This window comes from Candidatus Uabimicrobium helgolandensis, from assembly GCF_041508025.1.
GTDB lineage: Bacteria > Planctomycetota > Uabimicrobiia > Uabimicrobiales > Uabimicrobiaceae > Uabimicrobium > Uabimicrobium helgolandensis.
This window is the reverse complement of sequence record NZ_CP165719.1, coordinates 5,890,461-5,916,121: the sequence shown is the minus strand read 5'-3', so window position 1 is coordinate 5,916,121 and position 25,661 is coordinate 5,890,461. Positions and strand designations below refer to the sequence as shown.

General features: G+C 32.9%; 34 protein-coding genes. 18 read left to right on the top strand and 16 right to left on the bottom strand.

Features of this window, described 5'->3' with window-relative positions; genetic code table 11:
• Positions 1-60 precede the first annotated feature (60 nt).
• Positions 61-1,899, top strand: coding sequence for an ATP-binding protein (locus UABHE_RS21960; protein ID WP_372365439.1), 1,839 nt, complete (start codon positions 61-63; stop codon positions 1,897-1,899).
• A gap of 325 nt (positions 1,900-2,224) precedes the next feature.
• Here UABHE_RS21960 and UABHE_RS21955 read toward each other — a convergent pair whose 3' ends face one another.
• The 6 genes from UABHE_RS21955 to UABHE_RS21930 all read right to left on the bottom strand — a co-directional run bounded on the left by UABHE_RS21955 (position 2,225) and on the right by UABHE_RS21930 (position 6,254).
• Entirely contained in the window at positions 2,225-2,488 is a 264-nt protein-coding gene (locus UABHE_RS21955) for a hypothetical protein (RefSeq protein WP_372365437.1), read from the bottom strand.
• Positions 2,489-2,932: 444 nt separating this feature from the next.
• Positions 2,933-3,154, bottom strand: coding sequence for a hypothetical protein (locus UABHE_RS21950; protein WP_372365436.1), 222 nt, complete (start codon positions 3,152-3,154; stop codon positions 2,933-2,935).
• Positions 3,151-3,633, bottom strand: a complete 483-nt coding sequence (locus UABHE_RS21945) for a hypothetical protein (protein WP_372365435.1) — start codon at positions 3,631-3,633, stop codon at positions 3,151-3,153. Before UABHE_RS21945 ends, UABHE_RS21950 begins: the two co-directional genes overlap by 4 nt.
• A 35-nt stretch (positions 3,634-3,668) precedes the next feature.
• Positions 3,669-4,991: a hypothetical protein gene (locus tag UABHE_RS21940; RefSeq protein WP_372365434.1), complete on the bottom strand. Its 1,323-nt coding sequence runs from the start codon at positions 4,989-4,991 to the stop codon at positions 3,669-3,671.
• A gap of 27 nt (positions 4,992-5,018) precedes the next feature.
• Positions 5,019-5,762 carry a hypothetical protein gene (locus tag UABHE_RS21935; protein WP_372365433.1) on the bottom strand — a complete coding sequence of 248 codons (744 nt, stop codon included), beginning with the start codon at positions 5,760-5,762 and terminating at the stop codon, positions 5,019-5,021.
• 264 nt (positions 5,763-6,026) lie between these two features.
• A complete protein-coding gene (locus tag UABHE_RS21930; protein WP_372365432.1) occupies positions 6,027-6,254 on the bottom strand; it encodes a helix-turn-helix domain-containing protein in 228 nt (75 codons plus the stop codon).
• Between the two features lie 148 nt (positions 6,255-6,402).
• On the opposite strand from UABHE_RS21930, the gene UABHE_RS21925 reads away from it, so the two are divergent.
• Positions 6,403-6,885, top strand: coding sequence for a helix-turn-helix domain-containing protein (locus UABHE_RS21925; RefSeq protein WP_372365431.1), 483 nt, complete (start codon positions 6,403-6,405; stop codon positions 6,883-6,885).
• Between the two features lie 110 nt (positions 6,886-6,995).
• Positions 6,996-7,478 (top strand): hypothetical protein, encoded by a 483-nt coding sequence (locus UABHE_RS21920; protein WP_372365430.1) that lies wholly within the window; start codon positions 6,996-6,998, stop codon positions 7,476-7,478.
• 777 nt (positions 7,479-8,255) lie between these two features.
• On the opposite strand, the gene UABHE_RS21915 is transcribed toward UABHE_RS21920, so the two are convergent.
• From UABHE_RS21915 to UABHE_RS21880, 8 genes are read right to left on the bottom strand one after another with little or no spacing between them, the layout of a single operon-like run.
• Complete coding sequence (locus tag UABHE_RS21915; RefSeq protein WP_372365429.1) at positions 8,256-8,549, bottom strand: hypothetical protein; 294 nt, start codon at positions 8,547-8,549, stop codon at positions 8,256-8,258.
• Entirely contained in the window at positions 8,546-8,947 is a 402-nt protein-coding gene (locus UABHE_RS21910; RefSeq protein WP_372365428.1) for a hypothetical protein, read from the bottom strand. Before UABHE_RS21910 ends, UABHE_RS21915 begins: the two co-directional genes overlap by 4 nt.
• A 10-nt stretch (positions 8,948-8,957) precedes the next feature.
• Positions 8,958-9,467, bottom strand: coding sequence for a hypothetical protein (locus UABHE_RS21905; RefSeq protein WP_372365427.1), 510 nt, complete (start codon positions 9,465-9,467; stop codon positions 8,958-8,960).
• 35 nt (positions 9,468-9,502) lie between these two features.
• A complete protein-coding gene (locus UABHE_RS21900; RefSeq protein WP_372365426.1) occupies positions 9,503-9,988 on the bottom strand; it encodes a helix-turn-helix domain-containing protein in 486 nt (161 codons plus the stop codon).
• Positions 9,985-10,140 carry a hypothetical protein gene (locus UABHE_RS21895; RefSeq protein ID WP_372365425.1) on the bottom strand — a complete coding sequence of 52 codons (156 nt, stop codon included), beginning with the start codon at positions 10,138-10,140 and terminating at the stop codon, positions 9,985-9,987. The genes UABHE_RS21900 and UABHE_RS21895 overlap by 4 nt, the downstream gene beginning before the upstream one ends.
• Complete coding sequence (locus UABHE_RS21890; RefSeq protein WP_372365424.1) at positions 10,118-11,464, bottom strand: hypothetical protein; 1,347 nt, start codon at positions 11,462-11,464, stop codon at positions 10,118-10,120. The genes UABHE_RS21895 and UABHE_RS21890 overlap by 23 nt, the downstream gene beginning before the upstream one ends.
• On the bottom strand, positions 11,457-11,687 hold the full coding sequence (locus tag UABHE_RS21885; protein ID WP_372365423.1) for a hypothetical protein: 231 nt from the start codon (positions 11,685-11,687) through the stop codon (positions 11,457-11,459). Before UABHE_RS21885 ends, UABHE_RS21890 begins: the two co-directional genes overlap by 8 nt.
• Positions 11,680-12,120 (bottom strand): hypothetical protein, encoded by a 441-nt coding sequence (locus tag UABHE_RS21880; RefSeq protein ID WP_372365422.1) that lies wholly within the window; start codon positions 12,118-12,120, stop codon positions 11,680-11,682. Before UABHE_RS21880 ends, UABHE_RS21885 begins: the two co-directional genes overlap by 8 nt.
• Positions 12,121-12,236: 116 nt before the next feature.
• Between UABHE_RS21880 and UABHE_RS21875 the strand changes: the two genes are divergently transcribed.
• The 15 genes from UABHE_RS21875 (at position 12,237) to UABHE_RS21805 (ending at position 23,071) form a co-directional block, all read left to right on the top strand.
• Complete coding sequence (locus tag UABHE_RS21875) at positions 12,237-13,478, top strand: transglutaminase-like domain-containing protein (protein ID WP_372365421.1); 1,242 nt, start codon at positions 12,237-12,239, stop codon at positions 13,476-13,478.
• On the top strand, positions 13,475-14,776 hold the full coding sequence (locus UABHE_RS21870) for a hypothetical protein (RefSeq protein WP_372365420.1): 1,302 nt from the start codon (positions 13,475-13,477) through the stop codon (positions 14,774-14,776). The genes UABHE_RS21875 and UABHE_RS21870 overlap by 4 nt, the downstream gene beginning before the upstream one ends.
• A gap of 3 nt (positions 14,777-14,779) precedes the next feature.
• On the top strand, positions 14,780-15,223 hold the full coding sequence (locus UABHE_RS21865) for a hypothetical protein (protein WP_372365419.1): 444 nt from the start codon (positions 14,780-14,782) through the stop codon (positions 15,221-15,223).
• Positions 15,220-15,666, top strand: a complete 447-nt coding sequence (locus UABHE_RS21860; RefSeq protein ID WP_372365418.1) for a hypothetical protein — start codon at positions 15,220-15,222, stop codon at positions 15,664-15,666. The genes UABHE_RS21865 and UABHE_RS21860 overlap by 4 nt, the downstream gene beginning before the upstream one ends.
• Positions 15,663-16,013, top strand: a complete 351-nt coding sequence (locus tag UABHE_RS21855) for a hypothetical protein (RefSeq protein ID WP_372365417.1) — start codon at positions 15,663-15,665, stop codon at positions 16,011-16,013. The genes UABHE_RS21860 and UABHE_RS21855 overlap by 4 nt, the downstream gene beginning before the upstream one ends.
• Positions 16,014-16,023: 10 nt before the next feature.
• On the top strand, positions 16,024-16,806 hold the full coding sequence (locus UABHE_RS21850) for a hypothetical protein (protein ID WP_372365416.1): 783 nt from the start codon (positions 16,024-16,026) through the stop codon (positions 16,804-16,806).
• Positions 16,807-16,861: 55 nt separating this feature from the next.
• The gene (locus UABHE_RS21845; RefSeq protein WP_372365415.1) at positions 16,862-17,485 is read left to right on the top strand and encodes a hypothetical protein; all 624 of its coding nucleotides are present in this window, start codon (positions 16,862-16,864) and stop codon (positions 17,483-17,485) included.
• A 55-nt stretch (positions 17,486-17,540) separates the two neighbouring features.
• Entirely contained in the window at positions 17,541-18,419 is an 879-nt protein-coding gene (locus UABHE_RS21840) for a hypothetical protein (protein ID WP_372365413.1), read from the top strand.
• Between the two features lie 3 nt (positions 18,420-18,422).
• Positions 18,423-18,992 carry a hypothetical protein gene (locus UABHE_RS21835; RefSeq protein ID WP_372365412.1) on the top strand — a complete coding sequence of 190 codons (570 nt, stop codon included), beginning with the start codon at positions 18,423-18,425 and terminating at the stop codon, positions 18,990-18,992.
• A complete protein-coding gene (locus tag UABHE_RS21830) occupies positions 18,989-19,651 on the top strand; it encodes a hypothetical protein (RefSeq protein ID WP_372365411.1) in 663 nt (220 codons plus the stop codon). Before UABHE_RS21835 ends, UABHE_RS21830 begins: the two co-directional genes overlap by 4 nt.
• The gene (locus tag UABHE_RS21825) at positions 19,629-20,339 is read left to right on the top strand and encodes a DNA/RNA helicase domain-containing protein (RefSeq protein WP_372365410.1); all 711 of its coding nucleotides are present in this window, start codon (positions 19,629-19,631) and stop codon (positions 20,337-20,339) included. The genes UABHE_RS21830 and UABHE_RS21825 overlap by 23 nt, the downstream gene beginning before the upstream one ends.
• A 2-nt stretch (positions 20,340-20,341) precedes the next feature.
• A complete protein-coding gene (locus tag UABHE_RS21820) occupies positions 20,342-21,097 on the top strand; it encodes a hypothetical protein (protein WP_372365409.1) in 756 nt (251 codons plus the stop codon).
• Between the two features lie 10 nt (positions 21,098-21,107).
• Complete coding sequence (locus UABHE_RS21815) at positions 21,108-21,485, top strand: hypothetical protein (RefSeq protein WP_372365408.1); 378 nt, start codon at positions 21,108-21,110, stop codon at positions 21,483-21,485.
• A 3-nt stretch (positions 21,486-21,488) separates the two neighbouring features.
• Positions 21,489-21,812, top strand: a complete 324-nt coding sequence (locus UABHE_RS21810; RefSeq protein WP_372365407.1) for a hypothetical protein — start codon at positions 21,489-21,491, stop codon at positions 21,810-21,812.
• 359 nt (positions 21,813-22,171) lie between these two features.
• Positions 22,172-23,071 carry a hypothetical protein gene (locus UABHE_RS21805; protein WP_372365406.1) on the top strand — a complete coding sequence of 300 codons (900 nt, stop codon included), beginning with the start codon at positions 22,172-22,174 and terminating at the stop codon, positions 23,069-23,071.
• Positions 23,072-23,860: 789 nt separating this feature from the next.
• Here the strand turns inward: UABHE_RS21805 and UABHE_RS21800 are convergent.
• Positions 23,861-24,754: a class I SAM-dependent methyltransferase gene (locus UABHE_RS21800; RefSeq protein ID WP_372365405.1), complete on the bottom strand. Its 894-nt coding sequence runs from the start codon at positions 24,752-24,754 to the stop codon at positions 23,861-23,863.
• Positions 24,751-25,644, bottom strand: coding sequence for a hypothetical protein (locus tag UABHE_RS21795; protein WP_372365404.1), 894 nt, complete (start codon positions 25,642-25,644; stop codon positions 24,751-24,753). The genes UABHE_RS21800 and UABHE_RS21795 overlap by 4 nt, the downstream gene beginning before the upstream one ends.
• Between the last annotated feature and the right edge of the window lie 17 nt (positions 25,645-25,661).

Below are 25,661 nucleotides of genomic sequence, written 5' to 3'. Positions count from 1 at the left end.
AACAATGTATTACAAAAATTCCATTATTTCTAGCACTTTTTAAAGGCATGGAGAACAGAAGTGACAACAACACATAAATCTGGAGGCAAAATAGGTAAAAAATTTTTTTTACTTTTTGCAATTTCAACTCTTATTCCCTTAATTGTCATGACCGCTCAAGGATTTCATTGTGCACACTTAGCGGTACATAATGCTGCTGAAGCTCATCTACTTTCTTGCGTAGAAGCCAAAAAAAATCAAATAAAAAATTGGCTTCAAGAAAGAGAAAGAGAAATTCAATTTTTATCTGAAATTCCATGTTTGCAATCATGTTGTTGCAATGATGGTTATAGCGAAAATGTCTGCAACATACTTCGTAGCACAATTGAGAGAATGCCTAGTTACGAAAATATATGCCTCTTCGATATAGAAGGGAACAAAGTTATTGAAGAAGGAAAAAATAAATACACCGAAAACTTTTCACAAACATCAGAGTACAAGATCGTATTAAAAAGTAAATCGCCGGTTTTTAGCCCAATATTTTTTAATGATGGTTTTCCACAGATTAAAATAGCTTACCTAATTCATACGCCTGACAAGCAGCCCTATCAAATTATTCGAATTCATTTAAATTTAAAAGACTCTATCAGCAAATTTCTCTCCGAGAAGTCATGGCTTGGAAAATCTGGAAAGATAATTCTCGTTAATAAAAATGGAGAATTTATTGTACCTAAAAAGCTAGAAAAAACAAAGAATAGTGCATACATATTAGAACTTATAAAACAGAAAAAGATGGGGACATATCCTCATCATTACGAAAAAATAGGAGCCTATAACTCTATTGATCCTTTAGGTATGGTAGTAGTTGCTGAAATGTCCTGGGGAGAAGCGATGTCTGAATTATTTCCGTTTCTAAAATTTTCGTTCATGACAGCAGGACTATCGCTAGTTTTTATGTTCTTTATCGCAAGTATCATGTCTAAGCGAATTAGTACTCCTCTTATTCAGATGTCAGCAGTTGCTCGCAAAGTTGCAGAAGGAGATTTAGCACAAAGAATAGAGCCTCAATATACAAAAAATCACGACGAAGTTACCACATTAGCTTTAGACTTTAACTCCATGGTGCATGATTTACAAGAAAACAACAAAACAATGGAACAAAAACATCAGGAACTTATGGAAGCTTATGAGGATCTGGAAACCACCAAGCGCCAACTCAATCAAATTGAGTCACTAGCTGTAATAGGAAAAATGGCAGCCAGTATTGTACATGAAGTAAGAAATCCTTTATCTTCAGTAAAAATGAATGTACAAATTCTTACGAGAAAATTACAAGATGATCCTAAATATAGTGAGCATGGTGATATTGCTCTAACAGAAGTTCAGCATTTAGAAAACGTTCTATCTGAGTTACTAGATTATAGTAGACCAGTAGAACTAAAGCGCACTGTTACAAACATTGATGATTTAATAAATGAATCTTTGCAAAGTATTTCAGGAAATGTATCTCAAAAAGAGATAAAAATTTGTCGAGATGTAACCTCTACAGTTATTTCTGTAGATACCAGACGTTTAAAACAAGCCTTATCAAATGTTCTATTAAATGCCATCCAGGCATCAGAGTGTAAACAACAGATTACGATCAAGTCCTTCCCAAATAAAGATGAGTCCAAAGTTATTATTGAAATAGTTGATCAAGGAGAAGGAATTTCTCTTGAAAATATTCAAGATGTTTTTGAACCATTCTTTACTACTCGAGAAAAAGGCACTGGATTAGGCTTAAGTCATGTAAAAAAAATTATCGAGTTGCATGGAGGAACTATTGCAATAAAAAGTAATAGAGGAAAAGGTACAACTGTCACATTATTTCTGCAAAACACTCTTCCTTCTAGAATGGCTACTTTAGATTTTTATAAATAAAATCATTCTGCAGCGTGCTCAATATCGACCTTTGCCATACTATATTTTTTTGCCATTAAAACCTTACAAAATAAAGATTTATAAATTCCGAGCAAAAAAAACCGTAAAAAAACCGTATTTAATATTGCAACTTAACAAATATGATGCTATCTTTATACAAGAGAAAAAGATTCACGTTCTCCACATACAAACTTCTATACTCTGAATTAACCATTCACTAAAGCCCTTTACACAAAGGGCTTTTTTATTGAACTACGAGCTGTTGCATTGAGAATGTACGCCATATGTGAGCCATTTTTTCACAAAAAAAGTAATTTTTTATGATCTATCTTCCCCTCAAATATTTAATAACAGTTTTTCGATCAAACTTCTTAACAGATGTTGGAAATTTAGCTTTTATTCGTCCACCTTTTTCATGCATTCGTATAGTACGCACTGTCTTTCTTGCCAAATTTGCCACATCTTTGTAGCTATAGAATTCTTTATCAAGGTTTATTCCACCTTCAAGTTCCTCTAGACGACTAATAATATTCTTATTTTGCGTCTTTAAATATTTGATTTCTTCTTTTAGTTTTTTCACGTCAGACATCGTTATTTTTCCTATTAAAGCCATCTCACTACACTAAAAAAAACTTGTTTTTTTGCAAAATGGGGTTATGCTTATAAAAATAACACAACCTCATTTTGCAATTATTAATCTTCGCGTATTCCGTTAAGTGATATAATTGTAATACCCTGTGTAAAGGCTAGGTAGCAATCAACGAGAACCTCCAAGAACGCGAAGATTGCTATCAATATAGCCAAACTAATATACAAAATATTCCAAATCATTCGATTTTCTCCCAAATAGTTTTTTTTCTTGTAGTAAAGTTAAAAGATACTACAGAATTGCAAATAAAACTTTCTTGGCATTTTGCCGCACTTCAGCTCTTGTTCATATTCTTTTTGCGTAAGAAGACTGACAACAAAATTTCGATTCTGTAAAAGTTCTGTACCGCAATTAGGACAAATAACTTGTTCCTTATTTTCTGTTTCAAAGTCTTGCATAGATACGTTCTTTCTCCATTTCTCGCTTTAATAAGTACAGTTTTTTTTGATAATTTATAATGTCTTCTTCTACTTCCGCAAGTTTTTCAAAATCATCAATATAGAAAAACTCTTTATTAATACGGTTATTTAGCCTTTTCCTTTCTTTTTGAAGCCGCTGTATTTCATTGCTAATAAGATCGTGAAATTTTTGATTAAAACTTCTCATACTTTGACCTCATCAACACTTTGCGAAAGAAGTTGTTTTAGTTCTTTGTATGTCAAAGATTTACTCTTAATTCCACTATAGTAATCAAAGTTGACTTTTTCTTTCTTTACCCAATTAGATATTGCTTCTTCAATCATTTTACCTAGAGATTTTTTTTGGCTGTCATCAACATCTTTCAAGAAATCTTCAAATTCAAAATTACTCCACATATGATCAATGATACACTCGCTAGACGGTGCAACGCTTTTAACTGTAACATCTTCAACTGACCATATTTCCGCTGTAAAATTTTCAATTTCTTCTTCATCTGGATTATATTCATCAAATTCTTCTTCAATTGACCAAATAGCATTTTGAATACAATTTTCCAATGATTCAGTTTTATCTTTTAAATTTTCACCGTTTATACTAATTGAATAACCATCGAAAATACCTAAGCGGTCAGTTAACTGTTTTAAATTCATTTTTATTTCTGGCATTTCCAAACCTCCATTTCTGATTTAACATCTTGCTTTTAAATTTCAGATAAAATCGTTATTTTCGAAACAAAACAAAATTCTTCTTTATTTTTAATCTTAACCATCGCAATTTTTGGACTAAAACCACCTCTATTTTTGTATGACGAAATTATATTTCGGCTCCAAAATTCGCAAAATTCATTCTCTCTCTCGGAAAAGTATTTACTGATGATTTTTTCAATTGGCATCGAAAAGCCTTTTAGATTTTCAGATATCCATTCTTTTATTTGTTGGCGAGATAGAATTGGATACTGCTTTTCAAATTGTTCTTTTTTTTCCGCGTATGTTGGCTCGCTCTTGTGGATCGGTGCTGATGACAACTTGCCCAAATTGAAATCACCACTTTTTTGATCGATTGTTTCTACTTGCGATTGATATTCAGCTTCATCCTCAGGTGTCCAAAAGTTATCTCCGTATAACCTATAGAACTTTTCACGGTCATAGCCATTTTTGTTGTTCTTCCAAGCATTTTCAATAATATCATTCCATTTCTCCGGAGTAGATTGTGATTCTTTTACAACAGCTTCTATTTTTTCCGGAGCAGATTGTGGTTCTTCTGCAACAGCTTCTATTTTTTCCGGAGCAGATTGTGGTTCTTCTATAACAGATTCTATTTTTTCCGGAGCAGATTGTGGTTTTTCTGTGTCTTTATAAAAGTCTTTGTTGTAATGCACTTGATGAATTTTCTTCATCTTTAGCTCTTGCGCTTTTGTTAAGAATCCATGTTTTACTAGCGTGCTGAAAATTCTATTAATTTTCTTTCGTGCTTTGTCATTTGATTCTAGTATTGCTGACCAAAACTTGATCACGTCAAACTTGAGCCGCGATGATGTTAGTCTGCGATATTTCTCTAAGTACAAGAAAAATCTTCGTGTGTATCCTGCTGGCAGCGAAAAATATTTTTGAAGATTGATCACTTGGAATTCCGATTCGTTCAAGATGTCTTCGTTAAACTTTACACGGTAGTACTTGTCGCGCGTTGTACCGAATTCTTCTATTTCCACTAGGTTAAATTTTTTAGACTTATAAGAATACTTTGTGCTCGCTAATCGCAAAATTGACTGTCTCACACCATTTCGATCTTTTTTTCCCAAAAATTCTAGGGCATCTGAAGTAGTAAAATCATTATCACCTCTACGCGCTCTGTATGTTAGAAATAGAAGTAAATCCATCTCTGCGCTCGATGGCAATTTTTGTTTATTTTCACATATAAACTCTTGCTTCTGTTCGCTATCGAATAGCGAAAATTGCAAGTCCTTACAGTGACCTAGTTGGAAAAAAGGCAATTTTAAGACTGATAACGGAACTTTTACAAACATCGAACCACCCAATTTAGTTTAAGTAAGCTACGAACAACCACACAGCATATGAGAATTACTTGTTATTTTTTCGCGTATTGGTATATGTAGAATAGATTTTTTTTCATTTTGCGACGTCAAACGCGTTATTGTGTTTTGATATTGCTCTAGCGCGTCTTTTAGCTGCTTGTTTTCTTTTTGCAAATTTTCAACTTCATACTTGAGTTTAAATTTATTAATTCGAAGTTCATCTGAAAGACTGATATTTTCTTCTTTTACTTCAGCAACTTGGTTGTTTGCATCAAAACTAAAATTCAACTGTGCTTTTGCTACTTGCTCTTCAAGCTGTGCGTTGCGTTGCTCTAGCTCTTCTATTTTGTTACGCATCGCGGCTTTTTCTGACATAACAACATCGTTATATTTCTCATCAATGGCAACTAAATAACCGCGGCCAGGACGAACGTAATTAAGCTTGCCCTCTTTACACCATTTTCGAATGGTTGCTGCGCTATAGCCTTTTTCGTGCGCCACATCCTTTATTTTTTTTACTTCGCCGTGCCAAATCTCAATTGGCAAATTCTTTATGCCTTTAAGCTCGTACTGATTTGGCTTGTTGATGATCTCTTTTTCGTAGAGATTCTTAACATTTTCTTCTGACATTTCCTGTCTACCTGAAATAAACCGCGACAAGTTTGCTTGATGCAAACCAATCTTATCAGCAATATGCTGTTGCTTCACTCCGTCAGCAATCAGCGCTTGCAGTTTTTCTCTTATATATTTTTGTTCACACATCCTTGATAACCTCCGAATCAAGTTTTCCGCAAAATTTACAACGACAACGATTTTTAGAGCAGCTACTACAAATTTTTTGTTTTGTCAGGCTCGTAAACTGTTTACCGCAAAACAAGCACGCGCCGCGATACAAAATTTTTTTAGTTCTTGTTGGCACTCTAAGCAACATCGTTGACAAACAACAAACAACCTTAACGCTTTTCATCACACCCCCGTGAAATTACCCGTCTATTTGACGGGTTCCCTTTAGCTAAAACAATGATCTCAAGTTTTTTCTATGTCTATTACCTCGTTTTCCATTTCTTCAAGTATTTTATCTACATTTAGGTTTAGTATTTTTTTTAATTTCGCCATGTCGCGCATTGATGGTGATGATTTGTTATTTTCCCAAAGCGAAATACAAGCCTTTGACACCCCTATTTTTTCTGCTAGTTGTTCTTGTGTTATTCGATTTCTTGCACGTTCTATCCTTATGTTATTTCCCAAAACCATTAATTTCTCCAATATTCTTGAATTAATCTTAATTTATTTTATTCCAATATATAGGAAAATCAATAAAAAAAATTTAACTTTTTCATTTTTTGTTAAATAATTTATACTAAATACTAAGAATTCTTAACAAAATTAGGAGGTAATCCATTTGAAAAATAAAATCGGAAAGCTTATTAGAAAAGCAAGAAAAGAAAAAGGCTTAACTCTTCAGCAAGTTGCAGATCTTTGTGCTGTAAGCAACTCAATGGTATCCAACTGGGAACGGGGGATGAACATACCCGCAGGAGATGTATTGATACGCCTAGCTAAAAAGCTTGGTTTTATAGATGCGCTACTAGAGGACGACCCCTCAGATGAAGAAATTGTACAGCAAGAAATGAACGATTTGAAAGACCTTGCAAATAGCGTAAACAGTAAACTAGATGCTTTATGTGATGAATTTATGCCAAGCGCAAAGCATAATAATACTCTTGGGAAAATCCGAGATATAGAGAAAAAAATATTAAAACTTGAAAAACAACTTCAAGACATCAGTAGCTTAAAAGAAAAAATCAACAAAATGGAACAGCATATAAGCATAAGTAACAACCGAGATATCGTAATGAATGCGGGAAGTGAAAAAAAAATGTAGCGGTTTTTCACTATATGACAAATCATCAAGACTTTATCAAGTTTTTAGGTGATCTTCCCGATGTAGAAGACGTTTTTATCGAAGAAATAAAAGGTAAAGAAGAAGTCTAAATGGCAAAACTAAAAGGAAATCCCAATATTATAATCCCATGTATCGACCTGTACGATTCGAGTCCTGCGGTAATTGCTGAGTTGGTAGAAAGCACACCAAAATATACAGGTAAAGAATTTAAGCGACTTGTAGAAAATACAATTGGCACAATTCATCAAATACCGATGAAATTCAAAGGCGATTTAGTTCGAAATGTTGATTTAAAAAATATCATCGTTTACTTTGGTAGATCATCAGCAGATTCAAAAAACAAAAGACAAAACCTTTTTAGTCGCTTTAAACACACATACATCTCATTTAAAGAAAAGCTTTCTTATACACTTAGCAATAAAGAAATAAACATAGGTATAAAAGAAATACACGATGAAATGAAAGGCGAAAAGTTCCAAAACCATTTTAGATCCTGCTACAAAACAGTATTAAAAAGAGCCAACGATAGAAATTTTCATCGTAAAGGTAAAATTGGCAAATTCACAGTTTAAGTCTAAGTTATTTATTATAAATAACTTAATTCCTATTCGCATGTTTAAAGTTCCGGCGGAACAATCTTTATTCCTTCACATATAGTTATTCTGTATCTATTGATAAATCTATCGCATAATCTTTTTTCTTTAAGCAATTTATATAAAAAGCATAAGCAAGCAAAGCAAGCAGGCATTCATTATCAAAAATAGCCTGCTTGTCACCTCAAAAATTTCTTTAAAAATCAACCTTCCAAAACGATCAAATTTCCCTTTACTATACTTTACCTTTATTTACAATACTTTATAATACTTTACGCCAGTCATAAGTTTATATTCTTCAGATATTTAAAACCAAGGATGTCACAAAAAACATGCGAATTAGAAAAAAAAACATGCAAGTTAGAACAAAAAATATGCGAATTGGAAAAAAAAACATGCAAGTTAGAACAAAAAACATGCGAATTGGAAAAAATTCCATGCGAATTAAATCAATTTGCATGGAATTTGTTACAGTTTTAATAAAATTCTATAAAGTAGACTCGTATAGGTCGTTTATTTTTAATAACTTAACCTCTATTCGCATGTAATTTTATTTTCATGAATTTAATTTGCATGTAATTTGTTACGTAATTTGCGTAAAAATAGAGTAAGTACATTATACATTTAGCTTTACGAGATTTTGTTTGTTATTTGTTACAGGTGAAGTGGTAAATCGGTTTGTTTTTTGGAATGTTCTTGTACTTTATTTTCGATAAAGTACAAGTTTATAGGGCGGATTTTTTGACTACGAAAAATCTATTCTAATACATTAAACTCTTTGTCAATATGAACCTCATGTATTCTAAAAGGCCCATCATGATGTATTATATTTTTACATCCTCGCTCAGCACAGTTGAATTCAATAACTCCATTTTCTACTCTAGGTTCCTCGAAAGAAAAGAATCTATTTCTGTATCCTACCGTGTCATTTTCTAATAATTCTATTTTATAAGCTTTGATATCACTTGTTATTTCGTTATCAATAGGGTATGTAAAAAATACAATTGATAGTAAAATAAAACTGAAAAAAATAATTCTTAATAAGTTCACTTTTTGATTATCTCCTTCATTTTTTGAAGATTTTCAAGTATTATTCTGTTTCTATCAAGTATCTGATTTGTTGTTCTTTCAATTATTGACTTATTCCTATCCAGATACTTGTTGTTGCTCTCTGTAATATGTATTTGCTTCTGCATTAATTTTATTGATTCTTCCATCAAGTCATTATTTCGAATCATTATTGTATTTGACATATCAACTTTTCTCGTGAAACTATCAAACTTTTCAAAGTGCATCCGCAATAAAGACATAGTTACATATACCATAATTCCTAATACAATTAAGAGTATTCCTGATACAGTGTGTTCCTTGGAGAATATCAAGTTATTGACTGTTTTAGCTGCTACTTGCACTGTTGAATCGTCTTTTGTAATTTCTTGCTCTCCCATTTGACTTTCCTTAAGTTGTAGAAAGTTGTTCTAAAGTTAATCCTGCATATGTTTCTATATCGCCAAAATTTGCTTCTTGTCCTAGTCCATCAGTACCATTTGTAGATACACACCTATGTTGTAAAACAATTACTGTTGTTTGTGTTATTTCGAATATATGAGTAACACTTGAATTATTTGCTACTCCTGATGTAGTTCTTTTTGTATCGCCAATTTTTTGAATAGAATCGCCTGATGTAGACTGAAGCCGTAATTTATGCTCAGCTACAGCATGAGCATTTGCAAAAGCTGTAACTTTGTAAATTCCTGTTTGAGTTATAGTGATTTCACCTGTTGACGTATTGATAGAGGCAATATTTTGAGCATTGTAGTCTTCATTGTTTAACACTCTAGTTCTGTAAGCGCCGTTTGTAAAGGTACCACCAGGAGTGTTGTTGGCTTGCCTTTCTGAAAAAATCGCTTGTTTAATGGCAAAATTTACGCCTTGTTGTTGGTCGGTTGAAAACAATTTCACAACCATCTCTTTCTCCTTCCCCCAAAAATTGGGGGTTTAAATTATCTTTTGGCTTTTGATTTCTTTTTTTTTCGTCGCGATGAAGATGCAGAATTCATAATCATTTTTGCTTCATTGTTTGGTATATGAGTAACACCTTTAGAATGAACGATATACATTCCCATTACATCACTTGATTTTTTAGATGAAGATCTTTTTATAGATGTTCGTTTTGATGCCTTACTTCTTGCTTTTTTGCGTATAGCTTTAAGTTGATCTTGTATATTATTCGATTTTCTTGTTGTACGTTTTGAAGCTGTGCGTTTTTTCGTAGTACGTTTTGAAGCTGTGCGTTTCTTTTTTGTCGTCGCCTTGCGCTTACTTGACTTTCTTTTTGGCTTACGCAATAGTTTTTTCAATTCTTCCTCTGATACTCTATAACGACCTTTGTATTTTCTAGCTTTTATAGATCCATTTTTTATTCGGTAACGAAGCTTCTGTGAAGATAACCCCGTTAATTTACTTACCGCGTATGTTGTATATGTCACGTCTTATTCTCCTTTTTATTAAAAAAATTTAAAGCACCTGCAAGACTAAAACGTTTATTGATTTTTTTTAGTTCATCGGTGTTTTCATTTGTTGCCTTTGTGTTTTGATTAATAGCTTTTAATAGCTCATCATTCTTTATTATTTCGCTCATTACCTGACTCCATATTTCGTAATTTATCGAAAAGTACTTTTATCTTTCCACCTTCTTGATCAACAAACTGTAGCAATTCAGCACTATTTTTGATTTCTTGAATAGCACCAGGCATTGCAATGATGTCTTTTTCAATTTGTTGAATATCTTCGTTTTCAATAATTCTGTTGTAGATACTAAAAAGGAATTTTTTTATCTTTTCCTTGTCAACTGTTTCTTGTCGTTGCGGTTGCGGATTTCGTTTTATTGTAATTATATTTGTTTTTTGTGCGGGCTTCTGTTGTTTTTGTTGCGGTTGTGGCTGTTGAGTAAAGTTTTGTTGTTTATTTGGTTCTTTGCCTTTCTGCGCTTTTATTTTCTCTTTTTCGGTTTCTTTTGCGGCATTGATAGAAGCCATCTTTATTGCAAAATCCTTTATTCCTGGCCCCATCTGTACAAACATATCTTTGAACATTTTCATTCGATGAAGAAAAACATCGTTTTGCCCAGCTTCAAATTGCATATCTACCATTCTTTGCATCGTTTGCTGCTGAGTAGAGAAAAACATATCCATCATTTTCCCCATACTATCATCAAATAAGCCTTTAGGTTTATCGGTAGCTTTTTTGTACAGCTCTAAGAAAAATGGCGAATCAAAAATGTCTTTTTTGTTGTCGTTTTGCAATATAGCCATTAGTGTTTTTTGGTTTTCACCTTGTATGTTCATCATCATTTTTTGACTCTCGGATTGCTGTTGCATCATTAGCTCAGTAGTTCTTGAACTACTTTTTTGCATTTCGGCAATCATTGAGTACATACCATTTTGCTGATTTTGTTGTTGCATTGAGTTAATTTTTTCTTCTAAACGTTTTTCACGTTCTTCTGCTCTACGCTCTATTTTTTCTAACGCGCTGATGAATTCATTGTTACTAGATGATGTTTGTTGATTTGGTGATATCTGATTTTTTATCGATAATAATTCACTCATATTTAGATCATTCTTTGCTTTTTTGATCATATCTATTTTAAGTTTTTTTAGTTCTTCATCTGGATCTTCTTCTTGCAATTCTTCTTCGTGCTCGTCTTCTTCAAATTCAGGGATTTCAAAGCGAATAGGCATTTTAATTAATTTTTGGTCGTTATTATCGAACAGCCAGACTAAGTATTCGCCTGAGCCATGTTTTATGATTATTTCTTCATAGATGTCTGTTTCATAGCTTGCTGCTATTTCATCTATTTTGTTCATTTTTCCAAAGCTGCTTTTTTTCTTTATTAGCCAATAACACGTAGATCCTTCTGGTATTGACATCAAGGCAGCTTTAAAAGCAGCTTTAACTTCACCCATTTTTTTCAGCCTTCATTTTATTCATTTGCTCATGAATTATTGCTTCATTACTCGCTGTGATTGAGCACATGCCGAAGTTTTCATTTATTGCTGTCCACATAGCACAAGAATCGCCTTGGCAATTAACCTGTGCAAGTTCTACATCGTTATTTTCGTTTATCCGCGATGTGCAAAGTAGTGGGCAAATTTTTTGCATTTGCTTTTCTGTTGTAAAATTAGTCATTTTTTTTGTTCTCCGAGTATTTAGTAATCAAGTACAGATATCCAAACTGTACAAAAATAGAAAAACCGCATTCTGCGCGCCAATGGCAATTTAATTGAAAAAAGCCTTTTTTATCAATTCGTTGCAGCATCGTTGTTTGTTTACTCTTGCAACAAGGGCAAGCAATTTTTCCACCTATCGCCTTAAATTTGCCTTTTTCGTATCTACTTTTTATTACTATTCCATTGCCGTTTTTCTGCCAGTATTCAATAAATTCTAGTGTTTCATCCATTTTTTTGGTTGGCGAAAAAATAGTTAGTTTACAATCTGGGCAAAAGCAATGCATTCTTTCAGGGTTCTTCGTTTTCTGTACGTAAAAATTTTTTTCCGTATCCAAACAACATGGACACTTATAATAAAGCTTTTTCTGCTTGTTATTTAACAACTTTTTCATTTTCTCATCCTAATATATTATATACTAATTTATTTTTTTATTATACATTACGTATTTTACTATTTTTATGATATTTGTCATTAAAATATTTTAATGTGAGAATTGGAATGATGAAAATGCAAATAGTTAAAATGCCTCGCGGAAGTAAGGCAGTTACTGACTTTACATTGCCAACTATATGGAAATTGGCATTTATGGCTAGCTACATGCCTGATATAGTTCGCCTATCTAGAAAAATAATTTTAGGCGCTAACTCAAGTATTTATAGGTCAGAAGAAAAAGCGAATGCCCTTTTTAACTATGTGAAAAACAACTTTGACTTCTTTCCTGACCCTAGCACCGTAGAGTACATAAAAAGACCAGATCACTTTTTACGCGATGGATTTGGAGACTGTGACGACTTTCTTGCAATTCTTGCATCACTAAACATGGCTTGTGGTAACAAATGCAGACTGGTTGCAATTGCAATGAACGATGAACGTCGTTTAAATCACGTTTACTTAGAAGTATGGACTGGTAAATTCTGGAAAGCATATGATGCCTCATTGAGACTCGCAACACCTGGATGGCATTATAATCATCTTAAAAAAGTCGTATTTTCACCTAAGAATTATGACCCATTTGTCGGTGGTTTCTTTGATAGCATTTTTGATGAGATTAAGCGCTTTGCAAGAAACTTAGAGAAACAAGTTATACGGAAAACGTTTAGAGAGCTTAAGCGATTTGGTCGTAAAGCAGTACCATCAAAAATATATGAAGAGCTTAAGCGTTTTGAATCAAGTGTTAGAAATGAAATAAAACGCGTAGCGCGAAATATACGCGATGAAATAGAAAGACTAAATGAGCGAATTAAGAAAGAGTTTGCAAGGTGGGAAAGAGAACTTGGTATGTTTGGCAAATTCCTTGTAGTTGGCATAAAGGGACTTGCTCTAAGTAGCCCACTAACATTTGCGCTAAGTGTTGGAAGTTTAGACGCTTTCAAAATGAGCACTGATGAATTTTTAATACTCGCAAAGTTAGGTTTAACAATTGCAAGTATTGTTCTTTCTATTGTTTCGGCTGGTGCGACTTCTGCTCTTGTGGCCGGCTCCATTATGGAACTTGCTAATGCAGCAGTTAGTGTTGTTCAGGTTACGCGCGCAATTGATGAAAGAAAAGAAATAATTAAAGATCTAAAGCGGCTAAAAGCGGTTGCTGATGTTGAAATACGCGCAAAACGTGAAACGATTAAGCAATTAGAAAGCCAAATAATTTTAGCTGAGCGTATTAAACAAAAAAAGATCGACTATCAAAAGCGGATAGAACTTATGAAGCTTAATCACCAAAAGAAAATCCAATCGATTATAGGTGCTCCATGATAGTTTACGAGCTCGATCTAGATATCACTTTTGATGTTACTAATTTTTATAACCATTATTATAAAATTCGTTATGGCATGTTTCGACATCCAAACGCAGAAAAAGAAGCAAAACTACGCAGTAAGTTAAGAAAAATATTTGCGGATATAAAACAAAAGTTTTCTACGATCAGCTATATAAAAAAACAGTTTGATGAAATTGATAATAAACTGTTGCTGTTTGATGATAGTTTATTTTTTGAAATTAGCAAAAAAGTAAATGACCTACACACTTTATGGAAAAGCGAATCAATAGAACAAATTTTTTACGACTCTAGAAAAGAACTTTTAGAAGAGATAGAAGTACTCGAAGAAAAAATACCATTTGAAAAAATACTAGAACAACGTAAAGAAATAGGTATTCGCGTTCAAACTGAGTGTTTGCAAGGTCAAAGAATAAAAATAATGAACATCGATGTTTGTTTGCCCGTTTTTGAGCATTACCGTGAGGTGTATTATCAATTTCGCCCAGGCAAAGAGTACGAAAAAGAGTATCAACGCGAAAAAAAAGTTCGTTTAGAGTTTTCACAGCACCTATTAGATATCGTTGAGATATTAAAAAGCGTCAAACACCAAGAAGATGAGGTTTTTAGTGGTATTTCTGAAGATGTGCAAAAATATTACGATAAGTGGTTGAATCACTTTAATGCAAGAATGCGCGATCATCGATATGCAAGGCAAGAGTATCTTGAGGCAATGAAAGTAATAATAAAAGTTCTGAAAAAAGAACTAGAAAAGTACAAAGGATACCTAGCCGATGCAGAAGAAGAAAAAAAAGAAATACTAAAAAGTGTTGAGTCAGAAAAACAACAAGAATTTCAAGCACAAGTAGAAATTGAAAAGCGCAATAGAGATTTTGAAGAAGAAGCGCAAAATAGAGAACAAGTTTATAAAACTGATTTAAATTCTCAACTCTTAGTTATAGATCAACAGCTTGATAAACAATTTAATGATGCGGTTGTAATTTTAGATGAACAACACAAAAGAGAGATAGAAGAAATGGTTTTGTTATATCCTCAGAAACAGCAAAAGCAATCTTTACTGCCTAAAAAAATAAATAATGATCCTCAAAATCAATATTTCGCGACAACAAGAGTAAACAATGGTTCTCAAAAGCAATTTTTGCTGCCAAAAAAAATAAATATAAACTTACAAGAACCTATTCAAAATCAAAAACAAATAGTAATCGAATCAAAAAAACGTTCAGAAAGCAGAGATCTAAACTTTATTGAGATAGTATTAAGATACTTAGGAGATTAACCAATGAGCCTAGGTTTTTTAGATTTTGCAGCAGGAGCAAGTGCTCTTTTTTCGTCAGGAGCAAGTGCTTTTAGCACAATATACGGAACGATTGAAGGTACAGCACTTGCAGAAAAACAACAAAAACTACAAGGCGAAATACTAAATAAAAAAGCAGGTCTTGAGAATCAAATTCTCAACGTACAGAAAAATATATTTTTAGATCAACAAGATAATGCGAAAAAATCAAATCAAATAGACCTCCAAATAAAACAAGCGCGCGCCGATCTTGAAATACAAAAGATTAAAAATGAGTTTACAAGCATTAGTAGTAACAATAGTTCTATTGGCGTAAAAAGTACAAACAACATAAATAATAACATTAACACAAGTAATAATAGTTATTTACTAATTGGGGGTATTATTTTGATCGTATCAACAACATTATTGTTAAGGAAAAAGCTATGACAATAGCCGCTGATCCATTCGCGCATCTCCTTTCACCACCAGAGGATTTTTCCCTTGGTTTCAATTTACAAGAACAGGCACAACAGCCACAAGAATCTTCATGGACTGGAAAAGATTATGCTGCTTTGTTTCAAGGGATAGGACACCTAGCAGAGTCAGGTGGAAACACCTTTCAAAAAATATTTTTGGCAACGAAAGCAAATGATGTCAAAGCAACGATAACACAGAACACCAACAACGAAGTGATTAATAAGCTTATTAACGAAAACAGAAGCTTACAAGCAACGATTAATCAAACGGGTGCTGTTCCACAAGTTTACGCGCCACAAACGCAAATTCCACAGCAGCAACAGCAAAACAATATAAAACCAAGCCATGTAGTTTTTGGCGTGCTTGGAGCTGTAGTTATTGTTGTGGGTGGTGCTCTTATGGTGTCAAGATGACACCGCATAAGATGTGGCCACTTGTAAAAAAAAAATTCAAATTAAGCGATAAACACAAAAAAGAATTCTTTGATTCTTGCCGTCAATATAAAAATCAGCATGGAGTGTGGCCAGAAAAAGCCGAGCTACAAAAAGTACCAGGGCTAGATAAGAAAATAAACTTTCTTGTTTGTATTGGTAAATCAAAAGCCATTTTCTATAACTCAATAAACAAAAAGAGTAGAAAAGGCGATTTTAATTACGTACACCCGACGAAAGAACAGTATTTACTTACAGATTCGAAAGGCGAGGTGTTGATATATCGAGGCAAGACAAAAATGAAAAACGATGGTTGGCTTCATCACTAAAGGAGAAAAAATGAGTTATGCAGTAGTTTTAAACCCACCACGCAAAAAAAGTCCTGCGCAAGTGGCATTTAAAAATAAAATGCGCGAGCTTGGACGTTTATATAAACAGTCTAAATCTGGAAATGTTCCCCGCTGGCAGCAATTTGTAAAACAAGCAATTTCAGGCGCAAAATTCAATTCACCTGTTTCTTCACTATTGAGTGGTGGTATATCGGGCGCTTCAACCTATGCAACTTTACATTTTTTAGATAATAAAACAAGAGTAAAGGCTTTTAAAGAATATCTTGCTGGCGATAACTATGTCGGAAAGCCTAAAGAAGCTATTGAAGGTTACTATGGCAAACAAATCACTAAGAATTTAATCAATGGTTCAGTTTTAACTATAGCAAATTGGAGTATTGCAAAGGTATCTCAAAAAACGCGCGCTGGTAAATATGTTAGTCCTACAGGTGTGGCAGTTGGTAGTGCTATTGCTACAGGGCTTAAGATTTACGAAAAATGGAGTGATCTAAAAAAATGTATAGATTACCCTGTGATGGCAGTTATTGAAAAAGAAGCAAAAAAATATGCAGTAAATAACCCTGAATATTTTGGAGTTGAATACAAAAGCGCAATTGAAACAGTACTTGTATCAAGCGATCAATATGCAAATGGAAGCAAATATATAAATCAACAAGAAGAAGCAACAGGTGATCCAGATTTAAATGCAAATTCGGGTTCAGATTCGGATTTAACAAATGGAATACAGTACGAAGAATACCAGCAAGTAGCTGGACCAATTTACTACGGATAAAAAGTAAAAACAAAAGTAAAAACAAAAATAAAAGTTGAATGTTAAAGGATTGAATATGAATAGAAGACAACAACCGAAATACATTGGTGATGCACGTTATTTTGAAGATGTAAACCAAGGAATGATTATGAAAGAGCGCATTCGTGAGCCACTTTACAGTAAAAAATCTTTTGCTGTAGATGCTGCGCAAACTGTGAACTTTTTTCGCGATCATACAAGCAATTCATCATTGTATACAAATTTAGTTTCAAATGGAGCAATGCCAAGTAATCAAAAATTCGAGCTAGAAGGTTTTTGCTTTCGCTTAAAATATGGAATGGCTAAAACAGATATATTGAAGTTTTACAATAGTGCTGTTCTTACATTTCGCACTCACGACAAAACTTACCTGAAAACACCTATGATGAAGATACCAAGTGGTTGTGGTTTAACCGGCCTTGCGGCTCTTGATGGTGCTTCTAGTACAACTGAATTTGTTGAGCTAACAAACGGAATACCTTCACCTATGGTATATTTTCCAATATGGCGCAAAGGTGAAAATGGTAAACCTACACCTATTTTATTAGCTCCACAACAAACTTTTGAGTTAGAAATTCAAACTTTCGCAAGTGCTGCTTTTAGTGCCGTTTTTGATGGTACAGCTTTTTTGGTTGGACAAAGAAGCCGCGAATCGTCTTAAGAAAAACTTTTATTTGAGAGGTCGTTTTTTATGCGACCTCTAATAAGGAAAACTTATGGATATGAGTAGATTGTTATTACCTTTGCCACTTGAAAAACTAGGTAAAAATAGACCACCTTTTTTAAAAAAAGGTGAGAAAATATTACCAAATAACATTCGTCAACAAGTTTCAATATACCAAATGGTAATTGATCCGCAAAACGCTGATAGTGTTTTGACGGTAAGTGGAAATTCTAATGCATCAGCCAATATGTCAAATAATCGCTCAGGTATTATTGATATAAGAAAGTTCATGGAAAGTAGTACAAGCAAAGACTACAAAATAAAAATACTCAACAATAACACTGATCAAATGATAACTTCGGGCGGAATTCACGCACGCGCCATTCTTGGTACAGGTAAAAGACCTTTCAGCGTTTGGCCACTATTCATTGATAAGAGTAACAGTATAACTATTATTGTTGATGATCTTAGTGGTTCATCTAATAGTATTAGGCCATGTTTTGAATGCTTTAAGTACTATTTTAATGTTTTCGAACATATGGCACCAAGTTATAGAGAATTACTTAAAAAAAGTTCTTTTTTTATATATACAACAGATGATGACGTTCTACTTGCATCTTCTGCTTCTGATGTAAAAAAAGCTTTTATAACTATTAATAGTAATCATGATTTTGAATTAAAAAGAATCACATTTCACAGCGATGGTGATTTTTTAGTTCGCATTGCTTCTGATGATGGTCGAAAAGACATGACAAATGGTTGGGTTCATTCTTCGTGTTTTGGTGGAGATGGTGAATATTTCGAAGATTTCGAGCAAAGTATTTTACTTGAAAGAACAACTAAAATTCAAATAGAAATGAAAAATCTAAGCGGCGCAGCGAATAACGTATATTTTGCGCTCAGCGGTATTGCATACTTTATGGAATTGTAAGAAATGGATAAGACCAAAAGAACTCATAAATCACCACATGCAATTACTATATGGCAAGCAACAGAAAGACCACCGGCAAATGCTGAAATATATCGTATGTCGCCACAGATCCGTGAAATACCTAAAAATTCAACTGCAATAATTGCGATAGCTGGTGGTAAAAAAGATTACAAATTTGTACTCAAAAAACTACTAGTACAAGTTTATGATCAATACGCCGCTCAAGACTTAAGAACCGGTGTTTTTGTTGGCTCCACAACGCAAGTTTTTTCTGGAAAATGGGATGCAACAGCAGCTTTAGTAACCGATACACCTTTTCGATATCCTTGGTGGATTGAAGAAACAAAAACAACGTCTAGTTCCGGTAGACCTCATAGTTTATTATCAAAATCAGGTGGTAAAGGATTTCATGACAATGGTTCACCTCTTTTTGAGGATGTGTATATATCAGTAGATGAGAATAAAAGCGTTTATGTGAAAATCGAAAATCAAAGTGAATTTCACGATCACGCTATTGAAGTTTCTTATCAGGGGTGGCTGTTTTCTCCCAGATATTTGGAGGTGTTCCAGTGATCACAAGTAAATTTACCGAAACAAAAACAGGATTTCAATTTTTTAGTACTATCGATGATAGTGAGACGGAAGTAAAGCAATTTACATTCTTAGGTAATTTTATTTTACAAGGTATTGTAAAAACTGACAAAGAAGTCACTTTACGAATAGAAGAAGGCATAAATCCACAATCTGAAATATACATAAAAACAACTGATATACTCATAAATGAAGATAGTGTAAAAAATATAGATCATGTTTTATTTGGATCGTATGCAAAAATAACTATTATCAATAATTCTGGATCACAAGCAACGATAGCTGCAAGTTTACACTACCGAAACACTGATTTGCTACATACTAAAAAGCATGACCTAGAAAAAATAGATACACACACAACCTTGATAACAAATAGTAGTAGTTATACTTCTTCTTGGTTTGACGTTTCGGAATATCAAGATTTATCAGGAATGGTAAAAACTGATCAAAACGGAACGTTTAAAATTGAATATAGCGATGATAAAAGCACTGTTTTGGCTTCGGATAGCTCAAGTTATACTGCAAGTGCCACACCTGGATTTACGGCTGAAAAAATTGGGCGATACGCGCGTTTTGTATTCACTAATAATTCTGGATCAGATCAAACGGAGTTTAATTATGTACTCTACGGTAGAACATAAATATCTTTGTAGTATTTGCCAACATATAACCAGCGAAAAAGTACATTACTGTACTAAATGCAATGTACCTTTTTCTCTTGTCAAAATTCCGGCATCGATGCAGGTCACAAGCAAAGCAAAAACAGCCAAAGAGATACTAAAAAATAAAGCTGTTGGTAAACCTTTGAGTGGATTTGAATTTATTGGTAACTTGCCTAAAAAATTCAGTATGGTGATACATGGTGAGCCAGGAGCTGGTAAAAGTTATTTTGCTTTTAAAATCGCTGATGCAATCGCAAATATTTCAAAGCGCAAGACTTATTATGTAACTTCTGAAGAAGAATTAACAAACCTCGACTTTCAAAATAAACTTGAATACTGCGAAACAAGCGAAAAACTTAATTTTGAAAGTGTAAGAAACAAAAAGCAATTCCTTAAATTTGTTGAGAATTCAAGTGCAAATATCATTGTAGATTCTCTTAGTGATCTAGGAATAACACTTAATGAATTAAAGTCATTTCGCGAGAGAGTTGGAACACTTATATATATTTTGCATGTTACGAAAAAAGGTGATTACAAAGGATCGACAGATTTGGTTCATTATCCACAAGTTCAAATAATAGTTAGCGATGGTATTGCTAGAACAAAAAAGAATCGTTTCGGAAAAGGCAAAAAAGAATATCCAATATTTACAAAAAAAGAAGAATAAAAATGGATTTTATCGAGAGCTTGAAAGACTCAGCAGTAACTAAGGTTTCTTTTACTGGTTCAGGTTTTGCAGCTTCATATCTTGCTCACAGTAAAGCGAAAGACACTCTAAATAATTTAGAAAAAAATTCGTGGATTGGCTATGTTATGCCAAGTGGAGCAAAAAAATGGTTCGCAATTGGCGCGGCTATTATTTCTACTGGAACGGCTTCAATCGCTGCCTCTTTTCTTTCGCCAGAAAATAAAAAATATGTATGGATTGGTGGTGTACTTTCACTCATTTTAATTCTAAGCCAAGAAGCAGTAGGTATAAGTAAGGGTAGTGGCAGTTCTGATGAAGGTGTTGACAAAGGTAGTGGTGATGGAAATTCAATATTGCCAACAGAAAAAGAAATTATCAACACAATCAATTTACCAAAATCAAAAACAATACAAGATCTCAAAAAAGTTGGATTCATAGACGCTGTTATCGAAAATAACAACACTCTAAAAGTAACAGTAGGTGACGACATAATTTATTCGCCAATAGGATCAGTATATATTACTGATTCATCGACGATGGAAATATTTCTTGAAGAGGTAAAATTTGTTATCTCAAACTTTCAAGAAGTTAAAACAGTAGAAATTTTTAGAAATTTTGGAAATCAACAAATTATTAGTTCGCGAATCGACCAAATAGTAAATCACGCCGAAGAAAACAACAAAATAATAATTCTCCGCGAAAAACCATTTACAACGTGGGGAAGTATTCATTCTTAAAGGAGAAATCATGATAGGAAAGTTAAAAGAAGACTTTAAAAATACTTCTTATAGAATTTATGTAATATTTTTACTTTGTATTGTCTTATCTGTACTAATAACAGCATGTGCTTCAAGTGTTGGGCCGTCAAAAAGATTTGTTGAAACAAGCCACGAAATTTCAAAAGAGTTATTTCCTGTTGTAATTAATTTAATCGAAAAATCAAATTCTGAAGTTCTGCAGGATTCAATTAGGGAAGAAGACCGAGAAGCGATGAAAAATGCATCTCAAAATGGAATTGAAATTTACAAGATGGGATTAATACGAAAGTTCAAAAACTGGCGTTTTGATATAGAAAAGCAATACGAAATTTTACGAGGACATCAAAAAAAAGTTGAAAAGGAATAGACTATGCCAGAAACAAAAGAAACACACCAAAGCATATACGAAGATCTTAAGAAATCTTTTGTAAATGAAGAAGGTGAAAAAGTTTGGAGTGAAATTCAAGGAATTGCTACAGACACGCTAAAAGATTTAGCAAAAGCTAAATTCTATTCTTTGATGGGCACAGAAGCTGACAAAATACTTGCACGATCCGCCTCAGCAATGATAACCGACTCCCTAAAACAACTTACACAAGCATCTGCAGATAAAACTGTAAATTATGCTTTAGAACGCTTAGAAAGCTTTGTATCAAAATTCGTTTTCCGGGAATTGTTAAAACTTCTTGTATAACAATACCTGACACAGTCAATGGCTACAGGTCTGTAGCCATTATTTTTTTTAGCTATCGATAACTTTATGCTTCTCTATTTTATTTTTGAGTTTGTTATTTTCTGCTTTTAGACCAGAAATTTTCGCTTTAGAATCATTCAGATTAGAAATCTGTTCTTATTTTGAAGTATTGAAAGCCGCAAGTGATTAATAAATAATCACTTGCGGCTTTTTTGCGTTGTTCAATTATATTGTTGGTTCCCTTGTGGGGCCAGTATTTTTATTACTTGGAAATTTTTTGATGCCGGAAATAGCTTCATGTGAGTATAACTTAATGTAAAGATATACAACTACGTTCTGCATCTGGAGGTAATAGTATTGTGAGCCCACAAAAAGTAGCGGAGTTGGCAGAAAAGTGTATAAACAATAATTTAACAAGAAGCCAAAATGATTTTTTTTTAAACAAAGTAGGTATCAATCCATTGAAAATTGAAAATAGCGAAAATGAAGTTTCCTATTTGATAAACGTTATTAAGTATCTTTCTTCTCATGGTCTTTTTGAAAAATGGTTAGCAATACTTGCAAGAGATGGTTTTATCTTCGCAAAAGATGAGCTTAGTAAAGTTGCCTCGCCCAACTTTGTAATTGAAAAATACGAACAAATAAAAAGTTTAGAAACGAAAATGCATTACTATTTTTCGGCAGGATTAATTGTTTTTGTTACTTCTATAGTCGGATTTACCTTATTTTTTTCTAAAATAGAAAGTAGTAAGCAAAAACAACTTGATAAAATAAAATTTCTCCAAGGTTATAACAACAAATTGGGGAAAGAAAATAAACGACTTCTGACTACAGTGGAATTTTTTCAAAAAAGAAATAACAAGTTAATTGAAGATAATGTAGAAAATCTAGCAAAAATAAAGAAAGAAGTTGATTTTGTAGCCATTTCTGCTGCACCGGAAAAAAAAGGAATAGCGTTATTTTCTATACAAGGATACTTCGATAGACATGTTTATTTTTTAGCTGGTGACTTGGTAGAATACGACTATCACGGTAGTGAGGATGTAGAAGTCATTTTAGATATTGGCGACCATACTTACAAATTAAAGAGAAAATATGGTAAATTTTTGGTAAAAGGGAAAAATGACGTAGTAATGAAAGGTCTTGTCTATGCCTCCAAGCAAGTTACTTTGAAACTAAATATTTGGTCACTTTTTCCTAGAAATAAAAAAGGAGTACCAAAGCTTCCAGAAATTCCTAAACCGAGAATGAAAAAGTAAATCTACTACTACAAAAGATACAAAAAGATATATGCCTCTTTCACGAATTTAGCTGCAACGATTGAAAAATAAAGCTTTTATTCAAAATTTGAGTATTGGAAAATTCGAGAGCTATTTATAGAAAGATACCTCAAGTAGACAAACAGACACTTATGTATCTTTCTATCGACAAAAATTGTTTAAGCGATTTGATATGAAAAAACGACCGTTTTTCTAAACTGAAAGCAACCGCTGCAAAAGTAGCTTGAGGTACCATATTAACTAATTCTTATAAGAAAACCCCTCTACTATTGCTGGAAATACCAATTCTCAGATATAACAAGGTCGTTATTAAATTACTCGTCAAGTATTTACCTACTTATTTTCCAGAACTTAATTTGATAGAAATCCTTTGGCGTTTTATAACATATTATTGGTTACCTTTTAATGCCTATCTCTCATTTTCACACTTGGTAGATGCTGTTGAAGATATTCTAAAAAAAGCCGGAACACACTATAAAATTTCTTTTACATAGTCAATTTGAAATGTTCGAAAATATATGATCAGGCACTTACTAGGATAAAAGCAGTAACAAATTATAAATGATGTAGAATAGATACTCTCTCTTATAGTATTTTCTTTGCTTTCAACCTAAAAGTTGATAATTGGTACAATTACCAAGGGTTGTAGAAGAGTTGTTAAGTTACTTTTGCGGCGTTTGCTGAAAAGCTGAGTCAAAAAGTACCGTTTAGAGCCTTTAAATCTAATGTGAACAGACTCTGACTTATTTTTTTCTCAACGGAAATTTATTATGTTCCTATTCTTTCTAATACAATAATAGAAAATACAGGATTTCCAATATATTCACATCCTAGTTTCTCTAGGCTATTTTGGTTATGTTTTTCTAATTCTAAATGATTTTTAAAAGATTCTCTGTATACTTTCTTTATTTTTAAATTTGTCTCTTGTGCGACTTTAACATATTCATTGTAAGAATGAGAAAAATTTGGTATTAGCAAACCAGGTATTTTTCTCCAGATTTTTTCTCCGTTAACTGGAGAATTCGAACTGTTAGGAATAATTACTTTGTTATTTCTTACGATAAAAGTTGAACGCATAATATTTGAAAAATAACTTTTTTTAGACAGTACATCTTCCAAATCTTGGATTTTCGTAGATTCAATATCTTTACATACCAATTTTTTTAGTGTGTCGCTGTCGTGGTTTCTATCTGTAAAAAATAGATCCAGAGAGTCAGGTAATGTAACAATTGCAATACCACGATCTTTTAAAACCCGACTTATTTCGTTAAAATGTTTTCGGAAAGTAGTGCTAGGTAAATTGCACCCAACGTTTAAACTTAGAATTAAATCAAAATATTTTTCTCGGAAAGGTAGTTTTTCAGTATCACCAACTATGAAATTCAAATTTTGTAAGTTTAAATATTTACCTTTAGCTATATCAATCATTTTTTTCTGGATGTCGAGACCAACAACTACATTGTCTAGATTTGCCATATACGCAGACCAAATGCCAACTCCGCAACCGACATCTAGAATTGTAGATTTCTTATATTTGTTGAGTAATGAAGTCAAGTATTTATCTAGAAAAATTTTACCATCAGGCCCATGTTTAGATTTGCTATATTTTTTAACCCCATTATCTCCATAGTTAGTCCCAGTTTTATGGTGCTTTTTTCTCATATAAAAATATCCTTGTTGTGTTTTTCTTCTCTCCGTGATTTTAACATTGCATTAACGATGACATCGTGAACAATAAGGTAACTATCTTTTTCTTCTTGTTGAATCTTCTCTGATTTTTTTATTAAGTTTTTTATTTTTTCATACTGTAGCATTGCATCTTCAAATTTTAGAATTTCCCTAAATTTTATCATTTCGTCAGGAAAGAATTTGAAAACTATAGAAAATGCTTTATTTGGTTTCATGAGAGAAATATTTAGTAAACATTCTGGAGAAGAAAATGTTGCAGGATTCAATATATTAATAAAATCGTTAGCAGGATACAATGTCCGTTTTTCATATGTAGTAATTTCCTCTGCAAAATTCTTCTTAAATAGTTCCCACCAAAATTTGGCTTTATTAATTAATTCTCTTTTTTTAATTTTTAAACAGCGACATGTTTCCTCTATTTGATCGTTTCTTCTGCTCCAAAGATATACCCAAAATGCCACTTGGTATTCATGCTGTTGAGAAAAATTTTGTTGAATTTCATACCACATTGAATTTATTTTAACCATTTCATCGCCGAAATCGAGATAGTCAGTATCGAAGTTGTGAAGATAACATCCAAGTTGATCGAAGTCACTGAATGTAAGAACTTTCCCTTTATGACGAGGAAACTCGACGAAGAAATATCTCCCTTTTTTTAAACGTGCAAATCCTTTCTCTTTCAAACTGTGTAAAGATTGTGTAATCTGTGAAGGAGATATCACATTAAAACTATCGTTTGTTAACTGTAATTTAGTTATTTCTGATCTAGTTACGCCACTTTTGTTTTCGCTTAAGGCAAGCAACAATTTTTTTTCATTGGCACCTACTTTAAATCTTTTTCTTATACATTTCTTTTTTTTCATGTAAACCTCCAGACTAG